Here is an 11,704-nt window from a genome sequence, read left to right on the forward strand (position 1 = left end):
TCGGAGATGTGTATCAGAGACAGCTCCACACGTGGAGAACGCGGCTGCCGGACTCGGGTGACGAGCAGGGGCGCTCGCGGCGGCCGGTCAGCGCCTCCAGCGCGACCACGTCGGATGCGCACGCCGTGATGTCCGGGTGCTGCGACCCTCGGTGCCGGGGGCGGCCGTCCCCTGAGGGGGGCCGCCGGCCCGGTCGGCCGCCGCGAGCGGCCTACGTGAAGAGCCTAGCCGCGTGAGATGTGGCACACAATGGGAATATCGAAGCCGATCACGGACCCTCCGTGGTCGGCCGGGAAGTGTCGGACCTGCGGCGTACCGTTGTGGTCATGGCGCTCGACATTCCCCGGCTCGACGGCCGCTTCCAGGTCGTCAGCGAGTTCCAGCCGGCCGGCGACCAGCCGGCAGCCATCGACGATCTTGAGCGCCGGGTCCGGCGCGGCGACCGCAACACGGTGCTTCTCGGCGCGACCGGCACCGGCAAGAGCGCCACCACGGCGTGGCTGGTCGAGCGGCTGCAGCGGCCGACCCTGGTGCTCGCCCCCAACAAGACCCTCTGCGCCCAGCTGGCCAAGGAGTTCAGCGAGCTGCTCCCGCACAACGCGGTGGAGTATTTCGTCTCCTACTACGACTACTACCAGCCCGAGGCGTACATTCCGCAGACCGACACCTACATCGAGAAGGACTCCTCGATCAACGAGGAGGTCGAGCGGCTGCGGCACAAGGCGACCATGTCGCTGCTCACCCGGCGCGACACGATCGTGGTGGCGACGGTCTCGGCGATCTACGGCCTGGGCACCCCCGAGGAATACCTCGAGCGGGCCGTCCGGGTCGCCGTCGGTCAGGAGATCGAGCGGGACAAGCTGCTGCGCCGGCTGGTCGACATCCAGTACACCCGCAACGACATGGCCTTCCAGCGGGGCACCTTCCGGGTCCGCGGCGACACGCTGGAGATCATCCCGGCGTACGAGGAGCTGGCGCTGCGGATTGAGTTCTTCGGCGACGAGGTGGAGAAGCTCTACTACCTCAACCCGCTCACCGGCGACGTGGTCCGGGAGGTCGACCACCTGCTGATCTTCCCGGCCACCCACTACGCGGCCGGCCCGGAGCGGATGGAGCGGGCGGTCCGCGACATCGAGGTCGAGCTGGGCGAGCGGCTGGCCGAGCTGGAGCGGCAGGGCAAGCTGCTGGAGGCGCAGCGGCTGCGGATGCGCACCACGTACGACATCGAGATGATGCGCCAGGTCGGCTTCTGCTCCGGCATCGAGAACTACTCCATGCACATCGACGGCCGGCTGCCCGGCAGCCCGCCGCACTGCCTGCTCGACTACTTCCCGGACGACTTCCTCACCGTGGTCGACGAGTCGCACGTGACCATCCCGCAGATCGGCGGCATGTACGAGGGCGACGCGTCCCGCAAGCGGATGCTCATCGACCACGGCTTCCGGCTGCCGAGCGCGGCCGATAACCGGCCGCTGCGCTTCGACGAGTTCCTGGAGCGGGTCGGCCAGATGGTCTTCCTCTCCGCCACCCCGGGCCCGTGGGAGCTGGAGCAGGCCCAGGGTGAGTTCGTCGAGCAGGTCATCCGCCCGACCGGCCTGATCGACCCCGAGGTCATCGTGAAGCCCACCAAGGGGCAGATCGACGACCTGATGCACGAGATCAAGCTGCGCACCGAGCGGGACGAGCGGGTGCTGGTCACCACGCTGACCAAGAAGATGGCCGAGGACCTCTCGGACTACCTCCTGGAGAACGGCATCCGGGTGCGCTACCTGCACTCCGAGGTCGACACGCTGCGCCGGGTCGAGCTGCTGCGCGAGCTGCGCAAGGGCGACTACGACGTGCTGGTCGGCATCAACCTGCTGCGCGAGGGCCTCGACCTGCCCGAGGTGTCGCTGGTCGCGATCCTAGACGCCGACAAGGAGGGCTTCCTGCGCAGCGGCCGGTCGCTGATCCAGACCATCGGCCGTGCCGCGCGTAACGTCAGCGGCCAGGTGCACATGTACGCCGACAAGATCACCCCGTCGATGGCGGGCGCGATCGACGAGACGAACCGGCGGCGGGCCAAGCAGGTCGCGCACAACGAGGCGCACGGGATCAGCCCCGAGCCGCTGCGCAAGAAGATCCACGACATCCTCGACGACATCTACCGCGAGGCCGAGGACACGGAGAACAGCCGGGTCGGCGGCGCGGCGCGGCAGCTCTCCCGGGGCAAGGCGCCGGTCAAGGAGACCCGCAGCCGCAGTCGGGCCGGCGCCGCCACCCCCTCGCGGGAGGGGATGGCCCGGGCCGACCTGGCGAACCTGATCCAGGAGCTCAACGACCAGATGCTGGCCGCCGCGCGCGAGCTGCAGTTCGAGCTGGCGGCCCGGATCCGCGACGAGGTCTCCGACCTCAAGAAGGAACTGCGGGGGATGGACGCCGCCGGCGTGAGGTGACGGACGGAGGCCGGGGATGGGGACTTTCGAGGTCGTCGTCGGTCGGCCCGACGTCCGGCTGCGGCCGTTCGTCGACCGCTACGTCGGCTACCGCGAGCGGGCGGAGTTGCCGCTGGTACGCCGGCAGGCGGCCGGGGCCTTCGTGGTGCTCATCCTCGGCTGGGGCGCGCCGCTGGACGTTGTCGACCCGCGCTGCGCAGAGCGTGGTGCGTACCAGGTGGACTCCTTCGTGGCCGGCACCTTCGACGCGTACTGCCTGACCCGCACGGTCGGGGTGGGCACCGGGGTGGAGCTGCTGCTGGCGCCGCTGGCGGCCCGCCGGATCCTGGGCGTGCCGCTGGGCGAGCTGGCCAACCGGGCGGTGGCGGTGGAGCGGTTGCCCGGCGGGTGGCTGGACCGGCTCCGGTGCCGGCTCGCCGAGACGCCCGACTGGCCCGGTCGGTTCCACCTGCTCGACGCCGCCCTGGCCGCTCGGCTGGCCGCCGCCGAGCAGGTCGATCCCCGGCTGGAGTGGGCGTGGCGACGGCTGGCCGGCAGTGCCGGGCGGGTGGGCGTCGGCCCGCTCGCCGAGGAGCTCGGCTGGAGCCGCCGTCACCTGGCCACCGTGTTCCGGCGCGAGGTGGGGCTCCCCCCGAAGACCACCGCCCGGCTGCTCCGGTTCGCGGCGGCGCACGCGGCGCTGACCGGCGACCGGCAGGCGGGCGAGGGCGTCGCGGCTGGCGCGGCCGAGCTGGCCGTCCGCCACGGCTACTGCGACCAGTCCCACCTGATCCGCGAGTTCCGGGAGTTCGCCGGGGCGACCCCGGCCAGCCTGGCCAGGTCACATTCGTCCAATCCGGGGTGACCGGCGGGGCGCACACTGGCGGAATGCGAACCATCTATCCGATCTTCAGGTATCCCGATGCCCGCGCCGCCATCGACTGGCTCTGCACCGCGTTCGGTTTCACTGTCCACGCGGTGCACGAGGCCCCGGACGGCTCGGTGGCGCACGCCGAGCTCACCCTGGACACCGGCATGATCATGCTCGGCGAGCGGTCCGGGCCGCGGCCCCGACCGGCCGACGACGACTGGTCGGTCTACGTCGCGCTCGACGATGTCGACGCGCACTGCGCGCGCGCCCGCGCCGCGGGCGCCGAGATCGTCCGGGAACCCTTCGACACCGACTACGGCTCCCGCGACTACGCCGCCCGCGACCTCGCCGGCCACGTCTGGTCGTTCGGCAGCTACCGGCCCTGATCCGGCCGAGACCGAGGCGGGGCGGGTCGAGCACCGGGAAGGGCTGGAGGCGTCCGCCGTGGCCCCGGGTCGCCGATGCGGCCCGGGGCCGATCCCATGCCGCGCACCCGACCGCCGGTCGCACTCCGCAAGGGAGGTATTGCCCTGAGTGACGGCCGTGCGTACTCTCCGTCGGTGGGAGGCTGGAATGCCGTTGTCAGCAAGTCCTGTCATCCGGCGGGTGCGGCTCGGTGCCGAGCTGCGCCGGCTGCGTCACCGGGAGTCGCTCACCCTGGAGCAGGTCTGCGGCCGGCTCGGCTGGGCGTCCACGTCCAAGTTGTCCCGCATCGAGCTGGGGCAGAGCCGGCCGGACCTGGCCGACGTGCTCGACCTGCTCGACGTCTACGCGGTGCCGCCGAGCCAGCGGGAGGCGCTCATCGTCATCGCCCGGGACGCGGCGACCGGCCGCGGCTGGTCGAAGGCGCTCGGCGAGATGGGGGAGCGGCAGCGGGCGTACGCGGAGTTGGAAGCGGGCGTCGCCCGCCTCGTGGAGTACCAGCCCGCCGTGGTGCCCGGGCTGCTCCAGACCCCGGCGTACGCGCGCCTGCGGGTGACCGCCGGCGCGCTGCTCGACGACGAGGTGGACGTCGAGGCCGACGTGCGGGCCCGGCTCGCGCGGCAGGAGGTGCTGCGCCGGGCGGACCCACCCGACTACACCGCGCTGCTCGACGAGCGGGCCTGTGACCGCGGCGGCACGCCGGTCGAGGTCTGGCGAGATCAGCTGCGGCACCTGATGGCCCTCGCCGACCGGCCGAACGTCACCATCCGGCTGGTGGCGCGGGACGCCGCGCTCCACGGCGGCATCCACCCGTTGACCGGGTTCTCGCACTACGCGTTCCCGGACCCGGCCGATCCGCGGACCGTGCTGGTGGAGACGCTCACCAGCGACCTGCGCCTGGTGACCGATACCGAGGTGACCCGGTACGAGCGGCTGGTCGAGTGGTTGCTCGCGGTCGCGCTGCCGGCCGACGAGACGGCGGAGCTGCTGGCCCGGTGGGCCGAGCAGCCGGTGGTGCCGCGCCCCCGCGCCGCGCCGGACGTCCCGAACGGCCGCTGACCCGGCCCGGACCGGTCACTGGCAACCCCGCACGGGGTGTCGGCGCGCGGCCACCGGGCCCGGCGCCCCCGATGCCCGTCGGGACCGGCGGCCGGCGCGTCGCACGCACGCTAACCGGGGGGTACGACAGGTCAGGCCGGCACGTCGACGAAGTGCTCGACCAGGGGCGGGCCGGCGAAGTGCGGGCCGATCAGCGCGCGCCACTGCGGGAACCGGTCGCTCTGCCGGAAGTTGACGTCGTGCGCCTCGACCGAGTCCCATTCGACCAGCAGCACGAACCGGGAGGGGGACTCGACGCCCCGGGTCATCCGGGCCGAGCGGCAGCCCTCCGTGCCGGTGAGGATCGGGTACGCCTGCGCGTACGTGGCGGCGAAGGCGTCCTCGTGCCCGGGCGTTACGTCGATCAGCGCGACCTCAAGAACCATTCCCGAAGCCTCGCACGCCGCCCGTGCCGCGTGGGGGCAGGGGTCTTGCAGCAGGCCGCCGAAGACGCGGTGGCCCGGACCAGCGGGCCGCTGCTGTTCTGCGACACCGACGCCCGGGCCACCGCGGTCTGGGAGGAGCGGTACCTCGGCTCCGCCTCGCCGGTGGTCCGGGCGGCGGCCCGCCGGCCGGCGCTGTACCTGCTCACCGACCATGAGGGCGTCCCGTTCGACGACGACGGGCTGCGCGACGGGGAGCACCTGCGGGCCTGGATGACGGGGCGGTTCCGGGCGGAACTGGCCGACTGCGGGGTGCCGGTGGTGGAGCTGCGTGGGCGGCACGCCGAGCGGCTGGCCACGGCGGTGGCGGCCTGCGACGCCCTGCTGGCGGCCGGCTGGCCGCTCGCCGACCCGCTCCAGCCCGCCTCCTGAGGCGCCCGCTGCGCGCCTTCCGAAGGCACACCTAGCCTCCTAGGATGCCGTAGCGGGCGCGGCCCGCGGCACGCCGAAAAGTGATCCCATCGTCAATCGGGGCCGCCGGAGATGCGCCGGCCACCCCGGATGGTGAAGAATGGCGGCCGAGGAGGGGAGTATTCCCCCGCGACGGAGTCGTCAGCACGGACGGCCGCCGACCCTGGCGGCACGACCCGGCTCCGTCGGTCAGTGGCCCGTCACCGGGTCGGTGGCGGAAGAGACCTCCGACAGTCACCAGAGTCAGCGTCGACGCACCCCGGCCCCTCACCCGGCGTACGGTGTGCCCGACGCTGCGTGTCTGCCGGAGGATGGAATTGAACGTGTCCGGATGGGTGTGGGCCGGGACTCTCGTCGCGATGACGGCGGTCCTGCTCGTCGACCTCTTCATCATCGGTCGGCGCCCCCACGAGCCCAGTGTGCGGGAGTCGAGCCTCTGGGTCGGCTTCTACGTCGGGTTGGCCCTGCTCTTCGGGGCCGGCCTCTGGCTCACCTCCGGCCCCAGCGCGGCCGGCCAGTTCTACACCGGGTGGCTCACCGAGTACAGCCTCTCGGTGGACAACCTCTTCGTCTTCGTGATCATCATGGCCCGGTTCGGGGTGCCCCGGCAGTACCAGCAGAAGGTGCTGCTCGTCGGCATCGTGCTGGCACTGGTCATGCGGGGCGGCTTCATCGCCGCCGGCGCCGCGCTGATCGCCCAGTTCTCCTGGGTCTTCTACATCTTCGGCGCGTTCCTGATCTACACCGCGGTCAACCTGGCCCGGCAGGGCGAGCCGGACGAGGACGAGTTCAGCGAGAACCTGCTGATCCGGTGGAGCCGCAAGGCGCTGCCGATCTCCCGGGACTTCGACGGCGCGAAGATGACCACCCACGAGAACGGCCGGCGGCTCTTCACCCCGATGCTGATCGTGATGATCGCGATCGGCACCACCGACCTGATCTTCGCCCTCGACTCGATTCCCGCGATCTTCGGCATCACCCAGCAGCCGTACCTGGTCTTCACCGCGAACGTCTTCGCGCTGATGGGGCTGCGACAGCTCTACTTCCTGCTCGGCGGGTTGCTGGACCGGCTGATCTACCTCAGCTACGGCCTGGCCGTGGTGCTCGGCTTCATCGGGGTGAAGCTGGTGCTGGAGGCCCTCGCCGACAACAACCTGCCGTTCGTCAACGGCGGCCGGCACGTCGGCTGGGCTCCGCACATCCCGATCTGGCTCTCCCTGACGGTCATCCTCGGCACGCTGGCCGTGGCCACCGCGGCGAGCCTGGTCAAGTCGTCCCGGGACCGACGCCGCGAGCTGGCCGCAGCCCGGCGCTGAGCCCGCAGTCGAGGAAAGGGGCGCTTCGGTCGTCGGGAGCGCCCCTTTTCCGCGTACGGGTCAGACGCGGTGCGCGCCCACCAGGGTGGCCTCCCGGTCGGGGGGAAGCCGCTCCTCGACCACCCGGCGCTGGAGGTAGCAGGCGTGCAGCATCCGCCGGTCGTCGCCGTGCGGCTCGGTGCTGACGATGCCGACGTGGTGGATCTGGCGGCCGGGCCGGGCGAAGAAGTAGAGATCGCCGGGGCGTTCGTCGCCGAGCGCCAGCGGGGTGGTCGCCCCGGCCTGGGCGTGGGCGTCCCGGGGGAGCGTCAACCCGAACCGGCGCCAGGCCAGGCGCACCAGACCGGAGCAGTCGATGCCGTGGCTGGAGAGGCCGCCCCAGATGTAGACGAGGCCGCGGAGGCGGTCGGCGACGGGCAGGGCCTCCTTGGCCTCCGGCCGCTCCTGCGGGAGCGGGACCACGTCGGTCTCGGCGACCCAGAGCGGGTCGACGCGACCGGGAACGTGGCACGGCAGCCAGCCGTCGAAGAGCGGTCCGGCCCGGAACAGTCGGGTGCCGAGCCCCACCCCGGTCAGCGCCGGCGGGCCGCCGGGCGTGGCGTGCAGGTCGGTGGCGAGGGCGTCGACCACGAACTGCGGGGACCGCTGCCGTTCGGGCCGGAGCGGAGCCAGCTGGGCGGCGGGCAGCCAGCCCGGGTAGCCGCGCGGGTCGAGCTGCGCGGCCGGCTGCTCGACGGCGACCACGTGCGCCCAGCCGTCGGCGCGCAGCTCGGTGACGAGCACCCGCTCACCGAGCAGCAGTTGGCTGAGCACGCAGTCGCCGACCTGCTGGTCGTGGTCGAGGCCGGCGATCCAGGCCGGGACGTCCGGGTCGCCGGCGAGGGCGGGGCCGTCGACCGGCCGGACCGCCTCGGGGGCGGCCCAGAGGGTCGCCACCGGGACCCGGACGACGGCCTCGCGGCCCGGTTGCAGCTCCACGTCCACCCCCACCTCGCGCCGCTGTCTCCCGCGACCCTATGAAAGATTCCAACGGCCATCAACTGCGGGTCTGCATCTTTGCTTCAGTCGCCACCGAGGTGACACCGAGACCGGGGGCGTCCGGCAGCACGACGGTGGCGCCGTCGTACCGGATCCCGTCCCGCACCGGTGACCAGGCCAGCCACCAGGCGGCGTCCAGGTCCGACACCGCCGTGGTGCCGTAGGCCGCGACCAGGCTGGCCGCGGCGCCCACGCCGATCTGACTCTCCATCATCGAGCCGACGATCGTGCCCATCCCGTGCGCGGCGGCCAGGTCGAGCAGCGTGCGGGCCGGGTGCAGGCCGCCGCACTTGGCGAGCTTGACGTTCACCATGTCGGCCGCCCGGCGGCGGATCACCTCGACCAGGTCGCGCACGTCGAAGACCGACTCGTCGGCGAGGATCGGCAGGTCGACGCGGTCGCTGACCCAGGCCAGCCCGTCCAGGTCCCAGCGGGCGACGGGCTGCTCGACCAGCTCGACGTCGAGGCCGGCGTCCTCGATGCCGCGGATCACCCGGACCGCCTCGCGCGGCGTCCAACCCTGGTTCGCGTCCAGCCGGATCCGCACCCCCGGCCCCACCGCGGAACGGACCGCGCGTACCCGGTCCAGGTCCCCGCTGGCGTCGGTGCCGACCTTCAGCTTGAGCACGTCGAACCCCTCGGCCCGGCGCTGCTTGGCCGCGTTGGCCAGGTCCATCGCGTCGCCGGCGGCCAGGGTGACGTCCGTCGGGACCCGCCGGGTGGTGCCGCCGAGCAACCGGACCAGCGGTACGCCGAGCCGCCGGGCGGCCAGGTCATGCAGCGCCACGTCGACGGCGCCCTTGGCGGACTCGTTGCCGGCCACCGCCCGTTGCACCTCGGCGCACCGGGCCACCAGGTCGTCGGCGTCCCGCCCGAGCAGGGCCGGCACGATCATCTCCCGGACGCACGCCTCCGCGCCGGCGATGGACGCGCCGGTCACCTGCCAGACCTGCGGCGCCTCGCCGAAACCGGACCGCCCGTCGTCGTCGATCACCTCGACGACCAGGGTGTCCACGGTGGTGGTTCGGCGCAGCGCGGTGACGAACGGGGTGTGTAACGGGGCGGAAAGCCGGTGGGTGCGTACCGCGGCGATCGTCATGTGCGGCACCCTATATGCAGGCGGGCGCGAACAGGGGAGGCCGGATGGTGCAGCGGGACTGGCAACTGGTGGGCGCGCCGAACGCCCGTGATCTGGGCGGCCTGCCCGCGGCGGACGGGCGGCGGGTGCGGGCCGGCCGGCTGATCCGCACCGCGGCGCTGGGCCGGTTGACCGACGAGGACCTGCCGGTGCTGGGCAAGCTGGCGCCGGCCTGCGTGGTGGACCTGCGGGGCGCCGCCGAGCAGGAGGTCGCCCCGCCGGACCGCGTGGTCGGCGAGCCCCGGGTGGTGCACCTGCCGGTGTACGACCCGGCGCACCCGGTCTTCACGTACGTCTCGGCGGTGCTGCTCGGCCACGACCTGGACGCGTACGACGAGCTGGCCCGCGAGGGCATGCCGGCGGCGATGGCGCGGATCTACCGGTGGTTCGTCACCGGGGAGGCGGCCCGGGCCGGGTTCGGGGCGGCGGTGCGGCTGGCGGCCGAGGAGCGGAACCTGCCCCTGCTGTTCCACTGTTCGGCCGGCAAGGACCGCACCGGCTGGCTGGCCGTCGTCCTGCTCACCGCGCTCGGGGTGGACGAGGCGACGATCCGGGCGGACTACCTGCGGCACAACGAGCTGACCGAGAGCCTGCGCGAGGTGCTGCTGGCCGCGATGACCCGGCGGCAGCCGGAGTTGCACCCGGCGACGGCCCGGCCGCTGCTGGAGGTGCGGGCGGAGTACCTCGACGCCGCGTACGACGAGGTGCGGCGGGTGCACGGCTCGCTCGGGGCGTACCTGCGCGACGGGCTGGGCGTGACCGACGAGGTGGTCGCCGCGCTGCGGGACAACCTGCTCGACTGAGGCGTCCCGCCGGGGCGGGACCGTTCCGGCCGGCGGGGGCGTCAGGCAGCGTCGGCCAGGGTGTGGCGGGCGTCCCAGACGCGGGCGGAGATGTCGGCGATCAGGCGGCAGGCGTCGTCCTCGACCTCCTCGCCGCTCGGCCCGCCGTCGGCCAGGTCGGTGGTGGTGCAGACGACGATCGCGTACGGCGGGGCGTCGGTCGGGAAGACCACCCCGGCGCCGTGCCGTATCCCGCGTACCCAGCCGTTCTTGTGCGCGATCCGAGTGCCCTCGGGCAGCCCGGCGGCGAGGTCCTCCCGGTGCTCCTGGGCGAACAGCACGTCCAGCATCGCGGCGCAGCTCGCCGGGGCGGCGAGCGGGCCCGGACGGTCGACGCCGGCCGCCAGCCCGCCGAGCAGGGCGGCGAGGTCGGCGGCGGTGACCAGGTTGGTGATGCCGGCCTCCCGGGCGGCGAAGTCCTCGATGCCCCGGCCGGTGACGCTGTGCCGGGCCCCGCCCAGCGCCCATGCCTGCGCCACGGCCGGCAGCCCGACCTGGCCGAGCACGATGTTGGTGGCCAGGTTGCTGGAGCGCACGATCATCCGCTCGGCGAGCCAGCGCAGCGGCGCGGTGCCGCCGACCCGGTCCCACACGGCGTCGTCGTTGTCGTAGTCCCGGGTGCAGGAGAACCGGGGCGCGCCCGGCAGCGCGGAGTCGAACGCGTTGCGCACCGGGATCGGCGCGTCCAGGTCGAGGGTGCCGGCCTCGGCGGCCCGGTGCAGCGCCACCAGCACGGCCGCCTTCATGGTGCTGGCGGCGTAGTGGGTGGCGTCCGGCTGCCGGGTCCAGGTCGGTCGGGCGTCCAGCCGCCCCACGTACGCGGAGACGGTGCCGGGCACCTTGTCCAGGTGGGCGTCGAGGTCGTCCCAGATCATGCCGGTGAAGGTAGCCGATCATCGGCTGCGGCGGGGCAGCGGTCCACCGCCGGAAGGTCCTAACGTGCGGAGATGACGACGACCCCCGCGTACGACGAGATCGCCGACTGGTACGAGCAGTACGCCACCGACACCTCCGTCGACTACATGGACCGGGTCCGCCGGCAGCTCGCCGAGCTGCTGGGCAGCGGCCCCGGCCGCTGTCTCGACCTCTGCTGCGGCACCGGGGTGCACGCCGCCGAGCTGCGCCGGCTGGGCTGGGACCCGGTCGGCGTCGACCTCTCCGACGGGCAGCTCCGGCACGCCCGCGCCCGCCTGCCGGTGGCCCGCGCCGACGTCGCCGCGCTGCCCGTCGCCGACGGGCGCCTGCCCGCCGTCACCTGCGTGCTGGGCCACACCGACCTGCCGGACTACCGGGCGGTGATCGCCGAGGCGGCCCGGGTCCTCGCCCCGGGCGGGCGCTTCGTCCACGTCGGCGTGCACCCCTGCTTCACCGGCGCGTTCGCCGATCGGTCCGACCCCGAGCGGATCGTGATCGACGGCGGGTACGCCGAGCGGGAGCGCAGCTTCCGAGCCTGGTCGCCGCATGGTGTTCGGGCAAGGGTGGGTGCCTGGCACGTCCCGCTGGCCGACCTGCTCAACGCGGTGACCACCGCCGGCCTGACGCTGACCCGGGTCACCGAATCCGGCTCCGGCCCGGTTCCCGACATCCTCGCCCTCCAAGCCACCAAACCCACCTGACCCGCCCCGGCGTGTCATGGCGATGACTTCATGATGGCCGGGCCGGGGCGGGTCAGGTGGGTTTGGTGGCTTGGAGGGCGAGGATGTCGGGAAC

General features: G+C 73.3%; 12 protein-coding genes. 8 read left to right on the forward strand and 4 right to left on the reverse strand.

The features are described from left to right. Positions 1–326: 326 nt before the first annotated feature. The 4 genes from uvrB (at position 327) to DKT69_RS17225 (ending at position 4,767) form a co-directional block, all read left to right on the forward strand. Complete coding sequence (gene uvrB / locus DKT69_RS17210) at positions 327–2,435, forward strand: excinuclease ABC subunit UvrB (protein ID WP_109802563.1); 2,109 nt, start codon at positions 327–329, stop codon at positions 2,433–2,435. A 16-nt stretch (positions 2,436–2,451) separates the two neighbouring features. Beyond that, complete coding sequence (locus DKT69_RS17215) at positions 2,452–3,279, forward strand: helix-turn-helix domain-containing protein (RefSeq protein ID WP_109802554.1); 828 nt, start codon at positions 2,452–2,454, stop codon at positions 3,277–3,279. 23 nt (positions 3,280–3,302) lie between these two features. Beyond that, positions 3,303–3,671, forward strand: coding sequence for a VOC family protein (locus DKT69_RS17220; protein ID WP_109802555.1), 369 nt, complete (start codon positions 3,303–3,305; stop codon positions 3,669–3,671). A 187-nt stretch (positions 3,672–3,858) separates the two neighbouring features. Continuing rightward, on the forward strand, positions 3,859–4,767 hold the full coding sequence (locus DKT69_RS17225; protein ID WP_109802556.1) for a helix-turn-helix domain-containing protein: 909 nt from the start codon (positions 3,859–3,861) through the stop codon (positions 4,765–4,767). A gap of 131 nt (positions 4,768–4,898) precedes the next feature. Here the strand turns inward: DKT69_RS17225 and DKT69_RS17230 are convergent, their stop codons facing one another. Beyond that, positions 4,899–5,192 (reverse strand): antibiotic biosynthesis monooxygenase family protein, encoded by a 294-nt coding sequence (locus DKT69_RS17230; RefSeq protein WP_109802557.1) that lies wholly within the window; start codon positions 5,190–5,192, stop codon positions 4,899–4,901. Positions 5,193–5,237: 45 nt separating this feature from the next. Between DKT69_RS17230 and DKT69_RS17235 the strand changes: the two genes are divergently transcribed. Both DKT69_RS17235 and DKT69_RS17240 read left to right on the forward strand, forming a co-directional pair. Then, positions 5,238–5,621, forward strand: coding sequence for an AAA family ATPase (locus DKT69_RS17235; RefSeq protein WP_368666259.1), 384 nt, complete (start codon positions 5,238–5,240; stop codon positions 5,619–5,621). 356 nt (positions 5,622–5,977) lie between these two features. Beyond that, a complete protein-coding gene (locus DKT69_RS17240) occupies positions 5,978–6,976 on the forward strand; it encodes a TerC family protein (RefSeq protein ID WP_109802558.1) in 999 nt (332 codons plus the stop codon). A 60-nt stretch (positions 6,977–7,036) separates the two neighbouring features. Here the strand turns inward: DKT69_RS17240 and DKT69_RS17245 are convergent, their stop codons facing one another. Both DKT69_RS17245 and DKT69_RS17250 read right to left on the reverse strand, forming a co-directional pair. Then, positions 7,037–7,954: a C40 family peptidase gene (locus DKT69_RS17245; RefSeq protein ID WP_109802564.1), complete on the reverse strand. Its 918-nt coding sequence runs from the start codon at positions 7,952–7,954 to the stop codon at positions 7,037–7,039. Positions 7,955–8,012: 58 nt separating this feature from the next. Continuing rightward, positions 8,013–9,113, reverse strand: coding sequence for a mandelate racemase/muconate lactonizing enzyme family protein (locus tag DKT69_RS17250; RefSeq protein ID WP_109802559.1), 1,101 nt, complete (start codon positions 9,111–9,113; stop codon positions 8,013–8,015). A gap of 44 nt (positions 9,114–9,157) precedes the next feature. On the opposite strand from DKT69_RS17250, the gene DKT69_RS17255 reads away from it, so the two are divergent. Then, positions 9,158–9,955, forward strand: a complete 798-nt coding sequence (locus DKT69_RS17255) for a tyrosine-protein phosphatase (protein WP_109802560.1) — start codon at positions 9,158–9,160, stop codon at positions 9,953–9,955. Between the two features lie 41 nt (positions 9,956–9,996). Here the strand turns inward: DKT69_RS17255 and DKT69_RS17260 are convergent, their stop codons facing one another. Continuing rightward, entirely contained in the window at positions 9,997–10,869 is an 873-nt protein-coding gene (locus DKT69_RS17260) for a serine hydrolase (protein ID WP_109802561.1), read from the reverse strand. 72 nt (positions 10,870–10,941) lie between these two features. On the opposite strand from DKT69_RS17260, the gene DKT69_RS17265 reads away from it, so the two are divergent. Further along, positions 10,942–11,610: a class I SAM-dependent methyltransferase gene (locus DKT69_RS17265; RefSeq protein WP_109802562.1), complete on the forward strand. Its 669-nt coding sequence runs from the start codon at positions 10,942–10,944 to the stop codon at positions 11,608–11,610. Positions 11,611–11,704: the final 94 nt, after the last annotated feature.

It is taken from the genome of Micromonospora sicca (assembly GCF_003172935.1).
Taxonomy (GTDB): domain Bacteria; phylum Actinomycetota; class Actinomycetes; order Mycobacteriales; family Micromonosporaceae; genus Micromonospora; species Micromonospora sicca.